This window comes from Latilactobacillus fragifolii (assembly GCF_905332535.1).
GTDB classification, from domain to species: Bacteria; Bacillota; Bacilli; order Lactobacillales; family Lactobacillaceae; genus Latilactobacillus; species Latilactobacillus fragifolii.
The window spans coordinates 22,973-45,704 of the sequence record NZ_CAJOCF010000007.1; the positions used below are offsets into that span (position 1 = coordinate 22,973).

26 protein-coding genes are annotated in these 22,732 nt (G+C 42.6%); 14 read left to right on the forward strand and 12 right to left on the reverse strand.

From position 1 onward, the window contains the following. The first annotated feature begins 12 nt into the window (after positions 1–12). On the forward strand, positions 13–465 hold the full coding sequence (gene rplI, locus J7Q78_RS08255) for a 50S ribosomal protein L9 (RefSeq protein ID WP_154242941.1): 453 nt from the start codon (positions 13–15) through the stop codon (positions 463–465). 147 nt (positions 466–612) lie between these two features. Further along, the gene (dnaB, locus tag J7Q78_RS08260; protein WP_173011591.1) at positions 613–2,016 is read left to right on the forward strand and encodes a replicative DNA helicase; all 1,404 of its coding nucleotides are present in this window, start codon (positions 613–615) and stop codon (positions 2,014–2,016) included. 56 nt (positions 2,017–2,072) lie between these two features. Here the strand turns inward: dnaB and J7Q78_RS08265 are convergent, their stop codons facing one another. Then, complete coding sequence (locus tag J7Q78_RS08265) at positions 2,073–3,419, reverse strand: nucleobase:cation symporter-2 family protein (RefSeq protein ID WP_407929563.1); 1,347 nt, start codon at positions 3,417–3,419, stop codon at positions 2,073–2,075. Between the two features lie 368 nt (positions 3,420–3,787). Between J7Q78_RS08265 and rsmG the strand changes: the two genes are divergently transcribed. The 9 genes from rsmG (at position 3,788) to J7Q78_RS08310 (ending at position 10,995) form a co-directional block, all read left to right on the forward strand. Continuing rightward, positions 3,788–4,528 (forward strand): 16S rRNA (guanine(527)-N(7))-methyltransferase RsmG, encoded by a 741-nt coding sequence (gene rsmG / locus J7Q78_RS08270; RefSeq protein ID WP_208422967.1) that lies wholly within the window; start codon positions 3,788–3,790, stop codon positions 4,526–4,528. Continuing rightward, positions 4,528–5,406, forward strand: coding sequence for a nucleoid occlusion protein (gene noc, locus J7Q78_RS08275; protein WP_208422968.1), 879 nt, complete (start codon positions 4,528–4,530; stop codon positions 5,404–5,406). The genes rsmG and noc overlap by 1 nt, the downstream gene beginning before the upstream one ends. Positions 5,407–5,418: 12 nt before the next feature. Continuing rightward, a complete protein-coding gene (locus J7Q78_RS08280; RefSeq protein ID WP_004265824.1) occupies positions 5,419–6,186 on the forward strand; it encodes a ParA family protein in 768 nt (255 codons plus the stop codon). Continuing rightward, positions 6,176–7,051, forward strand: a complete 876-nt coding sequence (locus J7Q78_RS08285; protein WP_208422969.1) for a ParB/RepB/Spo0J family partition protein — start codon at positions 6,176–6,178, stop codon at positions 7,049–7,051. The genes J7Q78_RS08280 and J7Q78_RS08285 overlap by 11 nt, the downstream gene beginning before the upstream one ends. An 18-nt stretch (positions 7,052–7,069) precedes the next feature. After that, the gene (locus J7Q78_RS08290; RefSeq protein WP_208422970.1) at positions 7,070–7,318 is read left to right on the forward strand and encodes a DUF951 domain-containing protein; all 249 of its coding nucleotides are present in this window, start codon (positions 7,070–7,072) and stop codon (positions 7,316–7,318) included. A 23-nt stretch (positions 7,319–7,341) separates the two neighbouring features. Continuing rightward, positions 7,342–8,442: a redox-regulated ATPase YchF gene (gene ychF, locus J7Q78_RS08295; protein WP_154242935.1), complete on the forward strand. Its 1,101-nt coding sequence runs from the start codon at positions 7,342–7,344 to the stop codon at positions 8,440–8,442. 22 nt (positions 8,443–8,464) lie between these two features. Next, on the forward strand, positions 8,465–9,142 hold the full coding sequence (locus J7Q78_RS08300) for a DUF1129 domain-containing protein (RefSeq protein WP_208422971.1): 678 nt from the start codon (positions 8,465–8,467) through the stop codon (positions 9,140–9,142). Positions 9,143–9,181: 39 nt separating this feature from the next. After that, a complete protein-coding gene (locus J7Q78_RS08305) occupies positions 9,182–9,946 on the forward strand; it encodes a prolyl oligopeptidase family serine peptidase (protein WP_208422972.1) in 765 nt (254 codons plus the stop codon). 371 nt (positions 9,947–10,317) lie between these two features. After that, on the forward strand, positions 10,318–10,995 hold the full coding sequence (locus J7Q78_RS08310) for an HAD hydrolase-like protein (RefSeq protein ID WP_208422973.1): 678 nt from the start codon (positions 10,318–10,320) through the stop codon (positions 10,993–10,995). On the opposite strand, the gene nrdI is transcribed toward J7Q78_RS08310, so the two are convergent. Continuing rightward, the gene (nrdI, locus tag J7Q78_RS08315) at positions 10,992–11,459 is read right to left on the reverse strand and encodes a class Ib ribonucleoside-diphosphate reductase assembly flavoprotein NrdI (RefSeq protein WP_208422974.1); all 468 of its coding nucleotides are present in this window, start codon (positions 11,457–11,459) and stop codon (positions 10,992–10,994) included. The two genes, J7Q78_RS08310 and nrdI, sit on opposite strands and share 4 nt — an antisense overlap. A gap of 102 nt (positions 11,460–11,561) precedes the next feature. Here nrdI and J7Q78_RS08320 point away from each other — a divergent pair, with 102 nt between their 5' ends. Beyond that, on the forward strand, positions 11,562–12,422 hold the full coding sequence (locus J7Q78_RS08320; RefSeq protein WP_208422975.1) for a hypothetical protein: 861 nt from the start codon (positions 11,562–11,564) through the stop codon (positions 12,420–12,422). Positions 12,423–12,451: 29 nt separating this feature from the next. On the opposite strand, the gene J7Q78_RS08325 is transcribed toward J7Q78_RS08320, so the two are convergent. Continuing rightward, positions 12,452–13,078, reverse strand: a complete 627-nt coding sequence (locus J7Q78_RS08325; RefSeq protein WP_208422976.1) for a DUF421 domain-containing protein — start codon at positions 13,076–13,078, stop codon at positions 12,452–12,454. Positions 13,079–13,088: 10 nt separating this feature from the next. Next, positions 13,089–13,532 carry a DUF3290 domain-containing protein gene (locus tag J7Q78_RS08330; RefSeq protein WP_154242928.1) on the reverse strand — a complete coding sequence of 148 codons (444 nt, stop codon included), beginning with the start codon at positions 13,530–13,532 and terminating at the stop codon, positions 13,089–13,091. A gap of 110 nt (positions 13,533–13,642) precedes the next feature. Between J7Q78_RS08330 and J7Q78_RS08335 the strand changes: the two genes are divergently transcribed. Both J7Q78_RS08335 and J7Q78_RS08340 read left to right on the forward strand, forming a co-directional pair. Further along, positions 13,643–14,008 (forward strand): iron-sulfur cluster biosynthesis family protein, encoded by a 366-nt coding sequence (locus tag J7Q78_RS08335; RefSeq protein WP_235688089.1) that lies wholly within the window; start codon positions 13,643–13,645, stop codon positions 14,006–14,008. A 108-nt stretch (positions 14,009–14,116) separates the two neighbouring features. Beyond that, positions 14,117–14,977 carry a DegV family protein gene (locus J7Q78_RS08340; protein WP_208422978.1) on the forward strand — a complete coding sequence of 287 codons (861 nt, stop codon included), beginning with the start codon at positions 14,117–14,119 and terminating at the stop codon, positions 14,975–14,977. Between the two features lie 39 nt (positions 14,978–15,016). Here the strand turns inward: J7Q78_RS08340 and J7Q78_RS08345 are convergent, their stop codons facing one another. From J7Q78_RS08345 to J7Q78_RS08380, 8 genes are all read right to left on the reverse strand, one after another. Further along, on the reverse strand, positions 15,017–16,342 hold the full coding sequence (locus J7Q78_RS08345; protein WP_407929564.1) for a hemolysin family protein: 1,326 nt from the start codon (positions 16,340–16,342) through the stop codon (positions 15,017–15,019). 270 nt (positions 16,343–16,612) lie between these two features. Continuing rightward, a complete protein-coding gene (locus tag J7Q78_RS08350) occupies positions 16,613–17,464 on the reverse strand; it encodes an aldo/keto reductase (protein ID WP_154242924.1) in 852 nt (283 codons plus the stop codon). A 116-nt stretch (positions 17,465–17,580) separates the two neighbouring features. Further along, entirely contained in the window at positions 17,581–18,789 is a 1,209-nt protein-coding gene (locus tag J7Q78_RS08355; protein WP_208422980.1) for a DUF2075 domain-containing protein, read from the reverse strand. 80 nt (positions 18,790–18,869) lie between these two features. Continuing rightward, on the reverse strand, positions 18,870–19,235 hold the full coding sequence (locus J7Q78_RS08360; RefSeq protein ID WP_208422981.1) for a hypothetical protein: 366 nt from the start codon (positions 19,233–19,235) through the stop codon (positions 18,870–18,872). Positions 19,236–19,260: 25 nt separating this feature from the next. Continuing rightward, positions 19,261–19,920 (reverse strand): ABC transporter permease, encoded by a 660-nt coding sequence (locus J7Q78_RS08365; RefSeq protein WP_208422982.1) that lies wholly within the window; start codon positions 19,918–19,920, stop codon positions 19,261–19,263. Further along, positions 19,917–20,852 (reverse strand): osmoprotectant ABC transporter substrate-binding protein, encoded by a 936-nt coding sequence (locus J7Q78_RS08370; protein ID WP_154242920.1) that lies wholly within the window; start codon positions 20,850–20,852, stop codon positions 19,917–19,919. The genes J7Q78_RS08365 and J7Q78_RS08370 overlap by 4 nt, the downstream gene beginning before the upstream one ends. A gap of 10 nt (positions 20,853–20,862) precedes the next feature. After that, complete coding sequence (locus J7Q78_RS08375) at positions 20,863–21,489, reverse strand: ABC transporter permease (protein WP_208422993.1); 627 nt, start codon at positions 21,487–21,489, stop codon at positions 20,863–20,865. Between the two features lie 17 nt (positions 21,490–21,506). Further along, positions 21,507–22,667, reverse strand: a complete 1,161-nt coding sequence (locus J7Q78_RS08380; protein WP_208422983.1) for a betaine/proline/choline family ABC transporter ATP-binding protein — start codon at positions 22,665–22,667, stop codon at positions 21,507–21,509. Positions 22,668–22,732 lie beyond the last annotated feature (65 nt).

Sequence of the window (22,732 nt, forward strand, 5' to 3'; positions counted from 1 at the left end):
GTGGTTAGAATAATGAAAGTTATTTTCTTAGAAGATGTACGAGGCAAAGGTAAAAAAGGCCAAGTGAAAGATGTGCCAGATGGTTACGCTCAAAACTTTTTAATTAAAAATGGGAAAGCAAAACCGGCAACACCAGCTGCTATTAGTGCTTTAAAAGGTCAACAACATGCTGAAGCTAAAAACGCAGCTGCCGAATTAGCCGAAGCAAAGGTATTAAAAGCTAAAATTGAAGACGATAAAACAATCGTTGAAATTCAATCTAAAGCGGGGACGGATGGCCGGCTATTTGGTTCAATTCCAAGCAAGCAAATTGCCCAAGCATTGGCGCAACAGTATAAGATTAATGTCGATAAACGAAAAATTGACTTACCAGAACCAATCAAAGCGCTTGGTTACCGGAATGTTGATGTCCGAATCCACCCTGAAGTGACAGCCACGATTCGGGTGCACATCGTAACTGAGTAATAAAATGAATGATTAAAAAGACCGTGATTAGCACACCACTATCACGGCTTTTTTTAATTGCTGATTGGTCGGTGTCTGTTGCTAGTCACCGATATTTTGAGTAAACTAGGGAGTAATTGAAGTCGATTAACCAAAGGAGTAAAAATGGTGAATAATGAACTAATTGAACAAGTACCGCCGCAGAATAATGAGGCGGAACAGGCCGTTTTAGGGGCCGTCTTTATTAGTGGCGATGCGCTCGTCGAAGCAATGGAATATGTTACCGCCGACGATTTTTATCGTAAAGCCCACCGTTTGATCTTCGAAACGATGGTTGAATTAAACGAACGGGGTGAAGGCATTGATGCGGTTACTTTAAAGAGTGCCCTTGATGCACAGAACCAATTAGAAGATATCGGGGGTATCGGTTATTTAGCTGAGTTGGCTGAGGCTGTCCCAACGGCTGCCAACGTGGTTTACTATGCGAAAATTGTTTCTGAAAAAGCGATGTTACGCCGCTTAATCCAAACCGCTCAAAACATTGTAGCAAAAGGTTACGCGCAAGATGAAGATGTTACGGATATTTTAGATACCGCTGAAAAGGAGATCATGGACGTTTCCGAACGTCAAAACAAGGCCGGTTTCAAACCAATTTCAGATGTCTTAACGAGTTCAATTGAACAAATAGATAAGTTATATCAAAATGAAGAAGAGATTACTGGGCTGTCGACGGGATACCGCGATTTAGATAAGATTACCGCGGGTTTACATGAAGATGAATTAATTATTTTGGCGGCCCGTCCCGGGGTTGGGAAAACCGCGTTTGTTTTGAATATTGCGCAGAATATTGGGACGAAAACCAATGAGAATATTGCAATTTTTAGTTTAGAAATGGGTGCCGAGCAACTTGTTAACCGGATGTTATGTGCCGAAGGGAGTATTGACGCTAATCATTTAAGAACAGGGCAACTCGACGAACTTGAATGGCAGAATTTAATCGTGGCCATGGGGAGTCTTTCTAAAGCAAATATCTATATTGACGATACGCCCGGCGTGAAAATGGCTGAAATTCGGGCGAAATGCCGGCGTTTAGCTAAGGAAAAAGGGGGCGTTGGGCTCATCGTCATTGATTATTTGCAATTGATTGAAGGGTCCGGCCAAGAAAATCGGCAACAAGAAGTCTCGGCGATTTCACGGCAATTGAAGAAATTGGCCAAAGAATTACGAGTACCAGTCATTGCGCTTTCCCAACTCTCTCGTGGGGTTGAACAACGACAAGATAAACGACCGGTCCTTTCAGACATTCGGGAATCCGGATCAATCGAACAGGATGCTGATATCGTTGCTTTCTTATATCGTGATGATTATTATCGTGATGAACCTGGAGAAGATAGCGATGATTTCGGTGGTGGCAATTCGCCAGCACCGGCGACCCAGCAGTCGGATAATGCAGATGTTGGGGAAGTTGAAGTGATTATCGAAAAAAATCGTGCAGGTGCACGGGGAACCGTCAAATTACTCTTTGTTAAGACGTTTAATAAGTTCTCATCAATTTCGTACGCAGATCAATAAATACATTAAAAAGGGGGCGGACAATGTTGTCCGCCCCCTTTTTTGCGTGAGACTAATTATTTTTGTTCAGCATGTTTTGCAGCCATTAATGAACGATAGTTGAATAGTAAGTTTAAGATGACAGCGCTGAGACTACCGACTACTAAGCCGTTACCTAGAATGGTGCGAACACTGGTTGGTAATGATTGGAGAAGCGTTGGATGAATTGCAATCCCTAAGCCTAAGCCGATTGAAACGGCAGCGACGAGTAAGTTACGGTTATCATCAAGATCGACTTTGTGTAACATCTTAATACCTTGAATGCCAACCGTTCCGAACATAACGACCATAGCCCCGCCTAAGACGGCACTTGGAATAATGGTTGCGACTGCTCCAATCTTAGGCAATAACCCTAAGATGATTAAGAAAAATGCTGAGTAGTAAACTGGCTTTTTCGTTTTTATGCCTGATAATTGAACGATTCCAACGTTTTGTGAGAACGTTGAGTAAGGGAATGTGTTGAACAAGCCCCCTAAGATTGCGGCAATCCCTTCAGCACGGAACCCCCGTTTAAGATCATTGCTAGTAATGTCGCGACCAACAATCTCACCAAGGGCGAAGAAGACGCCGATTGATTCAATCATGGTAGTTAGAGCAGCCAATGACATTGAAACGATTGAGGACCATTCAAAGCGTGGAGTTCCAAAGTAGAACAATTCAGGTAATTTGAACCAACTTGCTTGCCCCACTGGCTCTAATGAAACAATCCCGATAGCAGCAGCAATTAAGGTGCCCGCAATAATCCCAATTAAAATGGCGATTTGTTGGATGAAGCCGTGTCCCCAAATGCTAAAAATAAGAATTAAAGCAATCGTTGAAAAGCCGGCAATTAGGTTTGGGGTACTCCCAAATGATTTAGCGGCAACATCGCCACCCCCTAAGTTTTGGAAGGCAACAGGAATCAATGTGAACCCGATTAATGTAATGAGTGAACCTGTGACAACTGGTGGGAAGAGCCAACGCAAACGTGCGAATAAGCCAGAAACTAATAAAATGAAAATGCCGGCCCCAATAATACTACCGTACATAACATCAATTCCAAGCTGGCTGTTAGTGCCAATGGCGGTTAATGGGCCAACGTACTCAACAGCACAACCGAGGACAACTGGTAAGGCAATCCCGGTCAGTGGGGTCCGTTTTAATTGTAACAAGGTCGCCACCCCACACATGAAAATATCGACTGAAACGAGGTAAGTCATTTGTGCGGCATTAAAGTGTAACGCGGCACCGACTAGTAATGGGATTAAAACATCACCAGAATACATCGCTAGAAGATGTTGTAAACCGAGAATGGCCGCTTTAATATGGGGAAGCTTTTCATTATGATTAATTGGCTGTGCTGAATTTGAGTGTATGTCTGCCACGAGGGTCCCTCCAAGAAAATAGTTAAAATTTAGTTAACATTTAGTTTAGCACACGCCAATAGTGACTTCAATTAGAATTTAGGTAAAAAACGAATATAATATTCTTAAATAATATCAATAGTTCGTCTTTATCCTAAAGCATATCGGTGGCTCGATTACAAAAGGGCTTTCTTACTGAATGATTCGCTTAAAACGGGTAACAATTGTTCTTAAATTACCAATTATACCGTTTCACATGAAACGGTAGTCTGAAAAATAGGAAGAATCTTGTTTTTTTCGGGTAAGTACGTTAAACTAAAAGGTATATGTGAAACAATAATGTTCCACGAATTGAACGCCTACTTTTAAAGGATATTTAAGGAGAAATAATGACACCAGCGGGTTTTGCAGCAACGTTAAAAACATATAACATTCAAGTTTCACAAGCACAGATGAAGCAGTTTGAATTGTATTTCAAACGGCTTGTGCAAGTGAATCAACAAGTTAATTTGACGGCTATTACGGAACAAGAAGCAGTTTATCTCAAGCACTTTTTCGATTCTGTCACGCCTACGCTATATTTTGAAAAATTACGCACCGATCCTTTAACTATCTGTGATATTGGTGCGGGCGCTGGGTTTCCTTCGTTACCAATCAAAATTCTCTTCCCGCAATTGAAGATTACGATTGTTGATTCATTAAATAAACGGATTCACTTCTTAGGGGAATTGGTCCGTGAATTAGGCTTATCTGACGTGACGTTGGTCCATGATCGGGCCGAACTGTTCAGTAATCCGAAGAGTGCGTATCGGGAACAGTTTGATATCGTGACTGCCCGGGCGGTTGCTTCATTAAATGTATTGGCAGAATTTTGTTTACCAGCTGTTAAAATTGGCGGGCAGTTTATCGCATTAAAAGCGAGTCAAGGTGCTTCTGAATTAGCAGAAGCTAACTTCGCAATCGAAACCTTGGGTGGCCAGTTTGCACAAGACATTGCCTTGACGTTACCAGAAACAAATGATCAACGGCATCTCATCGTGATTGATAAAGTCGCATCAACCCCTGCTAAGTATCCACGGCGGGCTGGTGTGCCAGCTAAAAAACCGTTAATGGCTAAGGAGGAAAAATAATGGCACTCTCATTTTTTAATAAGAAAAAAGACGATAAAAATATTAATCAAGTAATCAAAGTGCCGGTTTCAGCAATTGTACCTAACCGGTTTCAACCACGAAAAGTATTTAACGCGGATAACATTGCCGAATTAGCAAGTACCATCGAACAACACGGCTTATTACAGCCGATTATCTTACGGGAATATGAAGATCAAAAATATGAAATTATTGCCGGTGAACGACGTTTTCGAGCGATTCAAACCCTCAAATGGGCTGAATTACCAGCTATTGTGCAAACCATGGATGATCACGAAACAGCTTCAATGGCCTTGATTGAAAACTTACAACGTGAAGAATTAACCGCCGTTGAAGAAGCTCAAGCTTACAAGGACCTAATGAAATTGAACGATTTTACGCAAGCGAGCTTGGCCGAAAAGATGGGCAAGAGCCAATCATTTGTTGCTAATAAGTTGCGTTTGTTAAAGCTCTCACAACCTGTTCAAGAAGCGATTATGAATCACGAAATTTCTGAGCGCCACGGTCGCAGTCTTTTACGTTTGGATGAATTTAAACAGCAAATGATTTTACACCAAATTTTAGCTGAACAATTAACAGTTAAGGATACCGAAGCGTTAGTTAATCAGACGTTGAAGCCTGAAATAGAACCAACGGAAGAGACAGCTGATTCAACAAATGACAACTTAAATGAAGCAACCACTAAGGCTAAAAAAGCGAATGATAAAGCCAAAAAAGCAATTGCGCATGATACACGCATTGCCGTCAACACCATCAAAAAATCAGTTCAAATGGTTGAACAAAGCGGGATTGCTGTCAAAGCCACCGAAGAAGAACAAGATGATGTTTATCGGATTATGATCGAAATTCCAAAGCAATAAGGGAGGCTCATTATGGCACACGTTATTTCAATTGCAAATCAAAAAGGTGGCGTTGGTAAAACGACGACGACGATTAATCTGGGCGCTTGTTTGGCGGATGCTGGCAACCACGTGTTAATCATTGATTCGGATGCACAAGGAAATGCGACAAGCGGCATTGGGGTGCAAAAATCCCAAGTCGAAAAGGATATTTATGATGTTTTGGTCGATGAATTTCCATTAAAAGAAACAATCATTAAAACGTCACATAAGAACTTAGATATTGTACCAGCAACAATTCAACTTGCAGGCGCGGAGATTGAACTGACATCACAGATGGCGCGTGAAATGCGCTTGAAGTTAGGGTTAGAGCCGGTCTTAGCTGATTATGATTACGTTTTGATTGACTGCCCACCGTCATTAGGACAGCTTTCAATCAATGCTTTTACGGCAAGTAATTCAATCATGATTCCAGTTCAAAGTGAATACTATGCTTTAGAAGGATTGAGCCAATTATTAAACACTGTTCGTTTGGTGCAAAAACATTTTAATCCCAACTTAGCAATTGAAGGGGTGTTGTTGACGATGTATGATGCGCGGACGAATTTAGGGGCCCAAGTGATTGAAGAAGTGCGTAAGTATTTTGGTGATCGAGTTTACGATACAATCGTGCCACGGAATACGCGTTTAGCAGAAGCACCTAGTCATGGCGTATCAATCATTGATTATGATCCCAAATCACGGGGCGCTGAAGTTTACCAAAATTTGGCAAAGGAAGTGTTAGCAGCTCATGGCAACTAGAAATGGCAAAGGATTGGGCCGCGGTTTGGATGCAGTATTTTCTGCGTTTGAAGGTCCTAATAAAAATCGGACGGATGAATTAGTCGAAGAAATTGCACTTGATGACATTCGGCCCAATCCCTATCAACCGCGTAAGACATTTGATGAAGCGGCTTTAGCTGAATTAGCTACGTCAATTAAGAAATCGGGCGTTTTTCAACCAATTATTGTGCGCAAAAGTATTAACGGTTATGAATTAATTGCTGGTGAACGCCGGTTCCGTGCATCGAAGTTAGCCGGAAAAACAACGATTCCAGCTATCACCCGTCAGTTTGATGAATCCGCAATGATGGAAATTGCGGTCTTAGAAAACTTGCAACGTGAAGATTTAACACCGTTAGAAGAAGCCCAAGCTTACGATACACTTTTGAAAAAATTAAATCTGACGCAAGCAGAAGTTTCAGAACGATTGGGTAAAAGCCGGCCATATATTGCTAATTACTTGCGTTTATTGGGCTTACCCAATGATGTGAAGACGTTATTGCAAAACGGGGCCCTCTCGATGGGGCAGGCGCGGACGTTACTATCATTGAAGAAAAAAAGTCAGATTAGCGCCTTAGCGAGACGCACGATTGATGAAGGCTTAACAGTCCGGCAACTGGAACAGTTAATTAATCAAATGAACCAAACAAAAGCCACGAAAGTGACGAAGACGAAGATTAAATCACCGTATATTCAAGCAAGTGAGAACCAATTGATTGATAAATTCGATACTAAGGTCAATATTGCAATCAATAGCAAGGGACGGGGAAAGATTGAGATTGATTACAGCACAGTCGATGATTTAAACCGGATTCTGGCATTGTTAGATGTGAATATCGATTAAAGTGAGGAGTCGAGCTAGATGTATACATTAGGCGATCTCGTTCAGATGAAAAAACAACATGCCTGTGGCACCAATCGCTTTGAAGTGGTGCGACTAGGGATGGATATTCGAATTAAGTGCATGGGGTGTGGTCACGCCGTCTTATTACCGCGCCGTGAATTTGAAAAGAAACTCAAGAAAAATTTGGTGCCCGCAGCACAAGTCATTGTTGCGAATGAACCACACTATCAAGAGCTGAAACAAGGTCCCAACCAAACTAATTTTTAAAGTAAAGGAAAGTGTAAAAAACTATGTCATTAACTGCAGGAATTGTAGGATTACCCAACGTCGGAAAATCAACGTTATTTAACGCCATCACAAAAGCAGGCGCCGAAATGGCAAACTATCCATTTGCCACAATCGATCCGAACGTCGGGATGGTTGAAGTCCCTGACAAGCGTTTAGATCGGATTCAAGAAATTATTCCGGCTAAAAAGATTGTGCCAACAACTTTTGAATTTACAGATATTGCTGGGATTGTTAAGGGGGCTAGCAAGGGTGAAGGACTCGGAAACAAGTTCTTGGAAAATATCCGGCAAGTCGACGCAATTGTGCATGTTGTCCGGGCCTTTGACGACGATAATATCACCTCTGTTACTGGAACGGTTGACCCGTTAGACGACATTGAAACAATCAACCTTGAATTGAGCTTAGCTGATTTAGAAAGTGTCACAAAGCGCTATGCGCGTGTCGAAAAAATTGCGCGGACAAAAGACAAAGATGCTTTAGCGGAATTCGAAGTGCTTAAAAAAATTAAACCCGTTCTTGAAGAGGGCGGGGCCGTCCGGTCTATTGATTTTAATGAAGACGAGGCTAAATTAGTTAAAAGTTTCTTCTTATTAACGTCAAAACCCGTTTTATATGTTGCAAACATTGCTGAAGATGCGATGGCTGATCCTGATAGCGTGGACTATGTTAAACAAATTCGTGCTTTCGCAGCTAAAGAAGGCGCAGAAGTAATTGCCATCTCTGCAAGAACTGAAGAAGAAATCGCTTCATTAGATGATGCTGACAAAGCCGAATTCTTAGAAGCCGAAGGGGTCACTGAATCAGGTTTAGATAAATTAATCCGAGCATCCTATCACTTATTAGGGCTTGCAACCTTCTTCACCGCTGGGGGGAAAGAAACCCGGGCATGGACTTTCCGCCAAGGCATGAAAGCCCCACAAACCGCTGGGGTAATTCATTCCGACTTCGAACGGGGCTTTATCCGGGCTGAAACAGTTTCGTTTGCTGATTTAGATCAATATGGGTCGATGCAAGCTGTTAAAGAAGCTGGCCGTTTACGCTTGGAAGGTAAAGAGTACATGGTCGAAGATGGCGACATCATTGAATTCAGATTTAACGTTTAATTATAATCAAGGAGGAAGACAATTGGCTAAAAATGACCAACCAGTAGTAACCGCAGAACCAGTTGATATTGATGGATTAGAAGCAAAACTCAGTAAGAAAAATGCGGACTATTTATTTAAATTCAAACGCGCATTAAAGGCTGAAGAAGTGTCTGCCGAACGCCAAACTGAAATTTTGGCAGCGATGCTACCAGAAATGTTGGCAGAACAACATAAGGGTAAACCAGCAACGCAATTATATGGTCCAGTAACAACTAAGATTAATCAATTGTTGCACGCGCCCCAAAAGCCTAAACAAACATCACTTCAGCTTCAAATGCTTGATAATGGCTTAATCTTTTTAATTATGTATTTGGCCTTTAATGGCATTGCAGCTTACTTCTCAAAAAAAGGTTCAGCAACTAGTATTGGGATTACATCAATTGTCATTACAGCTGCACTTGCTGGCGTTATCATGACTTATCCAATGCGCTATACGCAAATGCCAAAGGAACAACGACCACCATTTTGGAAGATGGCCCTTGTTGTAATTGGGTTAACATTAGCCTTTGTTGCAGCATACGGTGTGACAATCCTGATTCCAAGTTTCTTAAATCCAGTCTTGCCACCACTTGTGCAAATTGTGATTGCGGCAATTTTAATCGGCGTTCGGATTTACATCAAACGCCGATTTAAAATTACAGGTTCATTCTTTGGTTAATATTACCTGGGAAATAATGGCGATTGAGGAGGATTTGAGATGATTAGCACTGAAGAACGGCAAATTGGGGCAGTCAGTACGTTGATTGTGGCCCCAACTGGTCAAGAAAAAGTTTTATTACCAACGGTCTTTGTATATCACGGCTGGACGCATCGTAAGGAATCAGAATTAATGGTTGCGCACTTTTTAGCCAAGGCAGGTTTTCGCGTGGTCTTACCGGATGCGAAGTATCATGGTAAGCGACATGGTAGCCAGCTTTTTTCTGAGTTAATGTTTGAATTTTGGGACATCGTGATGCAGTCGGTCACCGAATTTGGTGAATTGGTTGCAGCTTTAAGTCATGAAGGAGTGGTTGATCCGGAACAAATCGGTGTCACTGGGACTTCGATGGGCGGGATTACAACGGATGCAATTCTTACCCGCTATCCGAATGTCAAAATTGGGGTTGATAAGATTGGCGCACCAATGCCGGTGGCACTTGCTAAATGGCAAGTCAGTCAATTACCCGATGCTTTGCAAACCAAGTATCAAGCGGCTATTGCGGCTACTTTATCACGATTAGCAGCCTATGATTTGTCATTACACGTTGACCAATTAGCAGGGCGGCCTTTGCACTTCTACCATGGGACAGCAGATACGATGGTCCCGTACCAATTCACGGCAGATTTTGTGGATCAGATTAAGGCACAACCTAATCCAGCAACGGCGCTAGTATCGTTAACGACGGAAGAAAACGGACAACACAAAGTGTCAGATGAGGCACAACTTAAAACTGTGACGCTCATGCAACAGTACCTACTTTAAAAATATGAAAAGCCGCTAGAACGTAAAGTTCCGGCGGCTTTTTTTATTCGAACACAAAAAAACCAGTCTTGGGGAGACTGGTTTTTAGTAGATCCGAAGATCTAAAAAGGAGTAAGGGGTACACGTATTATTTTGGGGGAATAATACGTGCGTGGTAGATTGTGTCTACCTTAATTTTACTTTGGAGGAGTAAAATGAAAAAGTTAAGTAGTATGAAATAGAAAAGATTCGCTTTTCTATACTCAATACTATAATGGGAATTTGTGAAGATTTTGTGACCAGCGGTTTATAGATTTATGAAAAAAGTAATAAGGAAAGTTTAAGGCCCAAAGAGTATGCTAAAATGAAGGTACTTTATAAGAGATAGCGAGATGATTGATATGATAAAGGGGACCGTTTTATTTGATTTGGATGGCACGATTGCTGATTCACAAGAAGGTATCGTGAATGCCTTAGAATATATGATTGAAGAGTTATCCTTACCGACAAAAACCAAAGCGGAATTGGTGACGTTCATTGGCCCGCCCCTCAATGAAACGATTATGCGGGAATTTGGGCTGAACGAAGATGCTACACAAGCAGCCATCAAAGTTTTCCAAGCGTATTACGCGCCGAAAGGGTTATATGAAAATCAACTCTATCCTGGCATACGTGAGGCGCTAGCAGCATTGCAAGCACAGGATTTACAACTGGCGATTGCTACTTCGAAACCAGAACCGTTTGCTAAGAAGGTCATCGATCATTTAGAGTTGAGTGATTACTTTAGGGGCGTTTTTGGGGCAAGTGTCGATGAAATAACCCGGGTTAAAAAAGCGGATGTCATTACCTATGCTTTATCAGAACTTGGCTTATCACCACAGACCGCCCCATTATTGATGGTTGGTGATCGCCAAAATGATATCTTGGGTGCTAAACAAAATGCAATGGATGCTGTCGGGGTTAGCTATGGGTTCGGGACAATCCCAGAACTTAAAAAGGCGGGGGCTGTCCAAATTGTCCAACACCCCACCGAGTTAATCACCTCATTACCGGCTAATCTTAAAATTTAGGCATGTTGTTGCGCGTTAGTAACCATTAAGGTATAAATCCGCGCGACGTCCTTAGAATTACCACGAAGCTCGTAATCGGCGATAAACGGTGCGTCGAATTGTTGGGCATACCGTTTGGCGGTTAAGCAATATTGTTCGTTAAAGTTGCGGTTACCACTGCCGATAACGCCGTAGCAAAGGCGCGCGTTTTGCCCATAAGCGATGTACTCGCCTAAACTATTGGTCATCAATTCTTTAACGCCGTTATCAATGCCATTGCCACCGTCTAAGTAAGTTGGTACGAACGCATAAAATGGTTCAGTCTCCGCTTTAAATGGGGTGGCATCTGAAATTTCCCTGATGGTAATGGTTGGTAACGCCGGATTATTGGCATGTTGTTGCGCTGCGTAGTCCTGTAAGTCCGTTACAAATGAACGTGTATTACCAGCAATTGAAATATAGAGAATCACTAAATTTTTTAACATTGAATGGCCTCCTGTGACTGATAAGTTCACTTTAGCATTTAATGATTGAGAATCCTAGTCTTGAAGTTTAATCGGGTTCGTGAATAGAAAGGTGTATAATCAATGGAACCAATTAGTCGTTTGAATCAAAATCAACCAAGAGTACGGCCGCATCGTGGCTTAAGTCGCTTCTTGACGGTCTTAATTTTTCTTTGCGTTTTCTTGGGGGTTGGTGGCGTGATTCTCAGCCAGACCATCTTAGAAGAATCGTTTACGCAAAAACAACTCAGTGAACCAAAGACGTTAGCAACGATGACTGACAAGATTAACACGGTCTTATTAGATGCAGCACAAAAAAATGGGCTACCAACTGAAGTCCAAGTCCAACTTTTAACCAAGGCCGATGTGAAGACCGACTTAACGAAGACCATCCACAATGTTTATACGGGGCAAGAGGCACCATTGCCGACAACGCAGATGATGGGGCAATTAGCCGGGCATCTAGAAGCAGTCGTTCCTGAGAATGCCCTAACGAAGGCGCTCATTTCAACGGCTGTTGCCGCAGTACAACCACCATTACAGACCTATTTGACAAATCAAATTGAAACGCCTTATTTAACGCCACTTGCTGCAGGAATGACCGTTGCTAAAAACGTCGTGCATATCTTGACGTGGGTTGCGATTATTATGGGAATTGTCCTAGTGTTAGTGCAATGGGGGCTAAGTGGTCAATTCCGGTATGTATTAGGGAGCGTTGGTGCGAGCTTTGCCTGGAGCGGCTTATTTTTGGCATTAGGGACGGTTGTCATTAAATACAGTGGCATTGTCGAACAAGTGGCTCAAAAAGCGGGTGCGTTTAATCAAACCGTGAGCGATTATGGGACGACGGTCTTAGACCATGGCTTACAGACGAGTACAATCGTCTTAATTGGTGGTGCGATTGTCTGGCTTGTTGCAGGGCTTTTCCAAAGATTATGGCATTAAAAAAGATGACCTTTGCGGGTCATCTTTTTTTAATAGGGGGTAATCACAATTTCGTGGTTCAAGTAGTTGGCCATGTAGATCTGTTGAAGGCTGTAGCCTTGCTGTTGAATATCAGTGAGGAGCCACTCTTCGGACTGATCAAGTAATTCGAGGGCTTCGCGATTGATTTGACCATCCATAATCAGCGGATATTTGATTGTGGCGTCGCCCTTTTGCGTAATGGTCAATTGCCCGTTTTGTTCTAAAATTGCGCGACTAACAGTGCGAAGATCACTAACTCCGGCAATTCGCAGCTTAAATGACAGATCCTGTGCTGATAAGCCATTCTTAGCAGCCGTTTGAACATCAATGTGGCCGTTTTTAATAATCGTTTGCGGATTACCAATTACCCAACGTTTAATAAAGCGATTGTGAGTTGTTAGAAACTTCATTGTGAAGACAATTAAGGTCCAGATGAGTAAAACGAGTAAGAATTGGAGGAGTGAGATATCGGCGTTATAAATCATACCGCCGACAATCCCCCCAAGAACGTAATTTTGGAGCTGATCAATCCCACTGCTAGGTGCTAAATTGCCCTTACCAGAGAGATTAATTTGTAACACTAAACAGAAGAAACCGAAAATTAATTTAATGGTGATATCGAAATAAGATGGCATAGTAAACTCCTTAATCTTGGTAGGTGATGTCTTGGTTGATCAACTGCGCTTTTTGGAGTTGATAACTGGTAAAATTGTTATCAAATACGACTTGATAGTCTTGGTGATTGACGCGCACCACCATATTCTGTTGAAGCGAAGTCGTGTTAACAGCGATGGTTTTAAGACGCGCTTTCTGAGTGGTTGCCACACTCTTAATGAATTGAACCATCTGGGCTTGTTGCGAGTGAGCGGTGTTGAGCTGTTGAATGCGCGTATATTGAATGCCGGCAAGTAAAATGCCCACTAAGCCGAAGATAATCAGTAAATCACGGTACTTTGAATCTGAGCGGTGGCGAAGATACTGGATAAAAAAGATGATGATTAAGCTGGCGGTGATCACTGACAAACTTAATTTAAGATAGAATTCGAAATCATTCTGGTTGCTAAAGTATGAATACCGATAAAAAAGCATAATGACCTCCTTAATAAATGGTTAAGCCTATTGTAGCACACTGGCTGAGCAGATAGATTGTGTCAAATTTAAAACGGCGGTAGACTGAAAGCATGAAAGGGATGGTTGATATGGCATTAAAAATAACACCTGCAGCAGTTGCGAAAATCAAGGATAAGATGACACCGGGGCAAAAAATTTTGTTGGACTTGGATGATGGTGTTGGCCCATTTTCAAACGTTGGTTATTGCGCGCTGGATACGAACTTTAGATTGCTATTAGTACCTGCGGATGCTGATATTAAAGATTATCCAGACGAATTTGAATCAAACTTAGGGGCTGTTTACTACAAAGATTATGCAGCCGGCTATTTCGATGAACATGAAGTATTAGACGTTAACGAAAAGAATCAAATGTTAACCTTGAGTAATAATAGCGGCTTAATTGATGGTCATATCGCAATTGTCGTATTTGAAAGTGAATCAATGGTGCATTAATGACTTTGGTGGCGGACAAAAGATTGTCCGCCGCTTTTTTATTGTTAGTTTGTACTTTATCGATATTGGTGAGATAATGTCAAAAACAGTTTTATTGAGGAGTCTGACATGAAAACAGCGATTGTGACTGATAGTGCGGCGTATTTAGATCCACAAGTTGCCGCCGATCATGATATTACTGTGGTACCAATTACCGTTATTTTTGGACAACAAACTTATTTGGAAAATATTGATATCACGAGTGAAGCCTTTTATACTAAAATGCGCACCACTGAAAAATTACCAACTACTTCACAAATTACAATGGGACAGATGCAACAGGTTTTTGATCAATTGATTAAAGCGGGCTATGATGAAGTAATTTGTATTCATCTTTCAAGTGGTATTACGAGCTTTGTCAATAATCTAACCGCCTACGCGCAGTCGGTTGAGGGGATTGCGGTATATCCTTTTGACACCAAGATCACGAGTGCCGGTGAAGGGTTCTTGGCCTTGGCCGCTGCGCGGTTAGTTGCCAAAGGTGAACATGCGGCAACAATCATACCGAAGTTGGTGGCTTTACGGGCAACAATGGGTGTTTATTTTGTTGTGGATGATTTGAGTCATCTCTTGCGAACGGGACGGATTTCGAACAGTGCGGCCTTTGTTGGCAATCTTTTACGGATTAAACCAATCTTAAGTTTTGATGATGCCGGCCAAATTGTCGCCTTGACGAAAGAACGCACTAAAAAACGGGCGTTCCAAAAGGTACTGGCAGATTTTAAAGTCGCGGTCGAATCTGTAGATTATCCGGTACGCGTTAGCGTGATTGATGGGAATAATCCGGAAGAAAGTGCGCAATGGGTGGCAACATTGACGGAAACATTCCCAGGAATGCCGATTGAAACCAGTCATATTGGGCCCGTGGTCGGGGTGCACACCGGCGAAAAAGTAATGGGACTTATCTGGAGTCGTGATTATCTCGCATAAGCAACAAAAAAAGACTTGCGTATCGGCGCAAGTCTTTTTTTAATTGGTTTCGATGATTGAACTGTTGGCGCTATTGGGTTGGGGGTCACTTGTGACCTCAAACCAGTCGATATAACCGCGATTGAATTCGACTACTTTTAATGTGAATTGATTGATATGAATGATCGCACTTTGTTGTAAGTCGGTGAAGTTTTCTAAGACATAACCAGCCAGGGTTACGCTATCTGAGGCTTCGAAGGCATCGATTTTTGTCTTGAAGAAACGTTCAAAATCATAGAGTGTCGTTTTCCCGCTAACACGGTAACGGTTATCATCTTCTTTAATGATGTATTCATCAGAAACATCGTCAATTTCGTCTTTGACGGTTCCGAATAATTCTTCGTAAATATCTTTATCAGTAACAATCCCACTAGTTCCACCGTATTCATCAACGACGACGACGATTGGGGTTTGCTTATTGATCATTTGATTTAATAAACTGTGAATAGGTGTTGCCTCTGGTACTGAGATAATTGAACGGAGTAATTTGCTGACGCGGATTGAATCATCGACTTGTGCTTGGCGCACTAAATCATACGCGTAGACGTAGCCGAGAATCTTATCCTTATCGTTTTCAGCAACCACTGGGAAACGGCTAAAGCCTTGTTGTAAGTAGTCTTTTAAAACATCTTTAACTGTGTCAGTGATATCAACAACGTAGAGACTTGTACGATCGACCATCACATCTTTGGCAATTCGATCATTAAAGTCAAATGCCCGTTGCATGTAGACTAAATCGTTACGATCTAATTCGCCACCGGTGACGGCGTTTTTAGAAAGACTGATGATTTCTGCTTGGGAAAGGACATCGCTCCCTTCTTCAGCGGGTGAAAAGCCAATTAACTTCACAACGCCCGTTGCGGAAATATTGAGTAACCAAACAAATGGATAGAAAATGATGTGACAGTAATGGAGCGGTTTAGCAACTGCCATTAACATCTGCATTGGGATATCGATACTGATATTTTTGGGCACGATTTCCGTGAAAACCACTTCTAGATAGGTTAAAACTAATACGCCGGCCACCGCGCCGATGATGTGTAAGCCGCCGTTTGAAATTAGGTGCGTGAGTCCGAGTAAATCGACTAGGATGGTTTCGACGGTTGATTCACCAATCCAGCCCAAAATAATCCCGGCAACACTGACCCCCACTTGGGTGGTTGATAGATACTCATTTAAGTTCTGTGTCATTTTAAGCGCAAGCTTTAATTTTTTAGGACTACCATTTCCCGAATGGATGGCATCTTCTAAAGCACTTGGCCGGGTTTGGACAAGTGCGAATTCAGCAGCCACGAAGAAGGCGGCTAAAAAGAAGGTGACCAACATAACGAATAGATTAGTGAATAACTCACCACTTGACAAAATAATTCCCCATTTCTTAACAATCTAGTTCTATTTTACCATTCTCAAGCTTGAAACGGTAAATAACGTCGGGCTTTAGTCCGATTTTACCGGATTCAATAATAATGAAAATACCATAATTTAGGTAAGAGGTAAACTAAATTGTTAAATATCTAAACTAAAACCAGTTTTGTTATCTTTTATCGATGATCGCTATTTAAAAAAGCCACTGGATAAGTGGCTTTTAAAGGGGCTCTAGAATGTTGCAGTATCAGGATCTTGTGCGTGACCGACAACGCCGTCAAGCGCATCAATTACGGCCATATCTTCGTCTGCTAATTCGAAGTCGAAAACTTGGGCATTTTGTTCAATGTATTCAGCGTGGACAGACTTCGGTAATGGTAAAAAGCCGTGTTGTAAGGACCACCGCAAAGCAATTTGTGGAATTGAACGTTGGTATTTGTCTGCTAATTCTTGCATTTCTGGGACACTGAAAATTTTACCGGTCCCAAGCGGGCTATAAGCTTCTAATAACATGTTATGTTCGCGTGAGTATTGGGCTGTTTCTGGTTCTAATTCACCAGGTGCTAGGAAGAGTTGGTTGACCATTGGTTGCACGCTTGCAGTCTTTTTGAGTGCTTCTAAGTGGTGCACGCGGAAGTTGCTAACACCGATGGCCCGGACTTTACCAGCTTTGTAGAGGGTCTCCATTGCCCGCCATGTTTCGGCGTTGGCTGTTTCCCAATTTTCACGGTAATCAATTGGGTTGGGCCAGTGAATCAAGAGCAAATCAACATAGTCGGTTTGTAATTTCTTGAGTGATTCTTCAAAAGAGCTGATGGTTAAATCATAAGTGTGATTACTATTCCAGATTTTAGTGGTTAAGAATAAATCAGAACGATCAACGCCACTAGCTTTGATGGCCTCACCCACACTACCTTCGTTTCCGTAAGCTTGGGCAGTATCAATGTGGCGGTAGCCTACCTTGAGGGCCTCTTCAACAGCAGATACAGCTGTTTGGCCATCTGGTGTTTGCCAAGTCCCAAAGCCAATTTTAGGGATTTGCACGCCGTTTGTGAGCGTGTATGAACTAGTTAAGTTAGACATCTTAAAACACTCCTTTATCAGTTTAGAAATTTCTAATTATAGTTACAGTTTACTTGTTTTCAATCCAGATAGACAGAAAACAGGCTTATTATTCCCCAGGAAATAAAAGTGGTTCATTATAAGCTAAGCAATTTGGATTGGAGTACAGGGTCCACAGCGTAGAGGTAGAGACCGTTTCTAGCACGACTCATCAGAACATAGAGACTGTTGAGAATAATTTGGCGCTTAGCGGCTTCTGGATCAGTGAGTTGCGTGGCACCAGCAAACGCCGCTTGGTCTTCGTAATATTCAGGGCGAATGACTAGCCGTTCGGTTTGCGGATCGTAGCTGACAGATGGGCCGATGATTACGCCAGCGTAGTTGAGATCAAAGCCTTGAATGGTGTAAACAGACCCCACTTCGTCAATACTATCTTCTCGCTCCGCCCAGTACGTTTTGGCGGTTGGTTGATAACGATCCCAACGTAATTTGAATGTTGGGGTTTCAACGAAGTGGTCGTGGCCATCGTTGAGTGTCGCGGGGAAGTCATAGGTGGCGAGCATTCGTGCAAGGCCACTTGTTTGATTTTTAAAGCGAATTATTTTGTAGAGTTCGTTAGCATCGGCGAACACTTTGAATTCAAAGTGTGGATCATGTGGGATAGGAGCCACTTGTCGCTGATGGAAGGCTTGCACCCAATTTTCGACACTTGGGTGGGCTTGCATGCGAAACTGGTGGGTGAGTTGTGCAATTTGGTGTGAATCAGCCATAACTCGCTGACGTAATTGTTGCAGTTGCCAGTAGCTCTTTACCTTGAGCACTTGTTGCTCATCAAAAATCAGAATCATAATCCGACTATGCCTTCGAATCTCATCAAGTTGATTCGTTTGAGTGAAGTGGTTATAAGGATCAGGTTTGGTTAACAGTAGATGGGCCTCATCTACGAGGACGATATCCGCTGGTTGTTGTTGTTTGGCTGCCTGATTGATGAATGTCGTCGGACGTTGAAAATCTTTTTTCAATAAAACGGGGGCAGTGGATGTGCCGCTTTTATAGAGTTTCAGCATTTCTGGGTGGTTGACCAATAGGACGTTGTGACTGCCATAAAGCGGCGACGTTGGCGTTTGACGTGCGAGCGTCTGTAGTGCCCTGAAGACGCTACTGAGAATGACACTCTTACCCGTGCCTGCTGCACCTTGGATTAAGAAGGTTGCATGTTGAGCTTGTGCGTTTGCTAAACAGAATTGGATGACTTGTGTTTGTAGTGCTTTTTGTTCAGCCGTTAATTGATTGGCAGGCCGATTGAGTTTGTAAAGGGCGCTATTTTGGCGCTGTGCATTTGGCAAAATAAAGACTCCTGTTCATTCATTTCAATAAAAAGAGCCCTAGTAGATGCAGAAATAACATCGTCTAGGACAGGGGTTTGTTAATCGACAAAAATTAATTGGAATTCGTGGTGGGTTAAATCAAGGTTCACAGAGACATGGCGGTTGAGGTCAGCCACGATTTTGCGGGCCAAGGTCACTCGTTCTTCGAAACTGCTGGCAAGTGCAGCAAATTCAGTTTGTTTAAAGTCGTAATTTTCAGTGATAAAAATCGCGTCTGTTACGTATAACAGATTATTTTCATCATGGCGGGACCCGCTCCTTAAAACCGCGTCGATATAATGATAAAGTTGAGTTGGTGCAAAATTTAATGGTTGGTCTAAAACGGTTTTAATCTGAAATTCAGGTAAATCGTCAACCATTTGTGCATTGAGCGTAACTTGCGTTAATGCTTGATACAATTTCATAGTAACACCTTCCTAATGTTGAAATTTAAGACCGAGCTTGTGGCGCTTCTAAATGGCGTTGAATAAAACCTAATGTTATATCAGCGATAATCGCCATCAAAGCTGTTGGTAACGCACCGGCGAGGATTAAAGCGCCACCGTTAGTCGCATTAGTCCCCCGGATGATGATATCGCCAAGACCACCGGCACCCACAAATGCGCCGATGGCTGTAATCCCGATGGCGACCACTAAGGCATTGCGAATCCCTGCCATAATGACCGCCAATGATAAGGGGAGCTCAACCATCCGTAACAGTTGCCAACTGGTCATGCCCATCCCGATTCCGGAATCGATAATATTATCAGAAACATTTACCATTGCGGTGTAAGTATTTTTGATAATCGGTAGCAAAGAGTATAAGAAAACCGTTGCAATAACGGTTCGTCTGCCAAGTCCTAAGCCAAGCATAATGATTGAGAGCATTGCTAGTGAAGGGACTGTCTGGATGACGTTCGCTACGCCAATTATAACATTACTAAGCTTTTTCCGGTGAGCAATAAAAATTCCTAAGGGAATCCCAACTAACGCGGCAAGTAAGACGCCATAAATCGAAATCAAAAAATGCTGACTAAATTGCCGTAAAACGTAACTCCCATTGTGTTGAAAATAATAGGCGAGTTGCTGCCAAGAATTTAAATTAGTCATTTAGCGGCTCCTTTCCGGAAATAATTATGTTCCTGAAGAAATTGCTTTGCAACCACCGCCGGTTCTAGCAAATCGTTATCGACTTTAAAATTAAGGGTCTGCATGGTATCAAGATCAATTTTACCATCTAAGCGGTGTAACAGTGGCGCTAATGCCGGTTGCTCTTTAAGAATTTGATCAGTCGCCACTACGCTAGCATCGTATGGTGGAAAGAAGTGCCGATCGTCTTTTAAGACTTTTAAAGCATAACTTTTGATTCGGCCATCAGTTGAGTAGCCTAAGACGACGTCCATCTTACCAGCCGCAAGGGCACTGTAGACCAGCCCAATTTGCATTGGCGCAACTTTCTTGAAATCATAGCCATATGTTTTTTTAAATGCAGGGTAGCCATCACCTTCATGGTTTACCCAAACGGAATCGACACCGGCTGTTAGTTGATCGGCCACTTTACCGAGATCGCTGACGGTTTCTAAATGATATTTTTGGGCGGTTGCTTGCGTCACCATAAAAGCATAGGTGTCCGCAAATCCGTAAGAAGGAAACCATGTCTGGTTATAACGGTCTTTGAAGGCTTTTTTAACGATTTTTTGGGCTTTTTCAGGGTCTTTAGTGGGCTTCATTTTTAAAGTCCCAGTAAGCTCGGTCCCGGCATAGCGACTAGCAGCAATGTCGGCGTCACCACGAATCAGGGATTCATGTGTAACCGTTGAAGAGCCCAGATTATTGATTAAAGTCACTTTATTTTGGGTTTCATGAGTAATCAACTCGCTCAGGATATTAGCGAGAATTTGTGACTCAGTTGTGCTTAAAGAGCTAATGCGAATCGTTTGTGATTGATGGTTTAAAATACCAAGTGACCGACAGCCACTCAACAGAAGGAGACTGCCCACTAATAGTCCGCAACTAGTAATGAATTGGCGTATTTTATGCATAGGAACCTCCTTATCTGATTGCAGCGGGGGTCAGTTGTTTTTCCAACCGGCCTAAGCCAAAATCGACTAGCAATGCTAATAATGTAACGGGAATCGTTCCACCAATGATTAGATCCGGTTTGAAAAGATTCAAACCGTTGAAGATCAAGTCGCCAAGCCCACCGGCGCCAATATATGAAGCAAGGGTTGCCCAAGCAATCACGTAAACGGCAGATAGGCGAATCCCGGCCATAATAACCGGGGTTGCCATGGGGATTTCCACTTGCATAATTGATTGAACCGGCGTCATGCCCATGCCTTTGGCGCTGTCTTTTAGGATTGGGTCAACATCGTTCATACCAATGTAAGTGTTCCGTAAAATAGGAAGTAGTGAATAAATAAAGAGGGCGATGATTGCTGGTACTTTGCCAATCCCAAAGAGCGGAATCATTAAGGCTAATAGTGCCAACGAGGGGATAGTTTGGAGCATGCTGGCAACTGCAATAGTGACCCTGGCGGTTTTAGGAAAGCGCGTGAGGGCAATCCCAAGGGGGACTGCAACCAGGATGCCGAGGACTAAGGCGATTGTGGAAATGTAGAGTTGTTCCCAAGTTTTAATCAGTAAATCAGAGCCATGTTCTGTTAAAAAAGTGAGCATCATCGCTTCCTCCCTTTCTATTGTTGGTCGGATGCTGGTTCAGCTTCGTCAGTAGCACCCCAAACAGCATCGTAAACGACATCGACTAAGGCTGTCCGAGTGACAATGCCAACAAGTTGGTGGTCATCGTTGACAACGGGCACGTATTTCCAGCCCCGTTTAAGAATCCGTTCGATGGTGTCCCGGACTAAATCATTTTCGTTTACGTAGCTTATCTTGGTAGACATAATGTCACCGACGCTAGTTGCATTTTTATAACGATGGTCGATAGTTTCAATATCGACGCGCCCCTTTAAATGCTGATTTTCATCGACAACCAATAAAGTATCGACTCGGCGTTGGCGCATCAAGCGAATCGCATCGACTAATGATTTACCTGGTGTGATAGCCACCGGACGCTTAAGCATGATTTGACCAACAGTTTCAACATTTGGTTTGGCTTCAAGCAAACGATCATGGCCGATCAAGTCTTCGACGAACTGGTTGGCCGGATTACGCAAGATTTCGTTGGGCGTTCCCATTTGGATGATTTGTCCGTTATCCATGATGGCAATCCGTGATGCTAATTTGAGTGCTTCGTCCATGTCATGGGTGACAAAGATAATCGTTTTACCAAGTTCTGATTGAAGTTGTTTTACTAAATCTTGAAGTGCTTCGCGGGTAATTGGATCAAGCGCCCCGAATGGTTCATCCATCAAAATAATATCTTGTCCGGCTGCCAGTGCGCGAATAACCCCGATTCGCTGTTGTTGCCCGCCTGATAACTGGCTTGGATACCGGTCTAAAAATTCCGCTGGCATTTCTACTAATTTTAGTAATTCGCGTGCCTTTGCATACCGTTTTTCTGGCGGCCATTTTAAGAGCTTAGGGACAATCGTGATGTTATCTTCAATGGTCATGTGCGGCATTAGGCCAATATTTTGAATAACGTAACCAATTTTTCGGCGTAATTTAACAGGATCGACATTGGCGAGATTTTCACCATCTAAGGTAATCGTTCCTTTGGTAGGATTAATCATGCGATTGATCATCCGCATGGTGGTTGTTTTCCCAGAACCAGACGTACCAATCAAACAAATAAATTCACCTTTATCGACAGTCAAACTGATGTCATCAACAGCTTTGTTACCACCGCGATAAAGCTTTGAAACGTGATCAAACATTAGATAATGGGTCATAAGGAACCTCCTGTTGTACTAATTGAAAAATCAGCGCTATCTAATGAACATGTTAGGGACGTAAC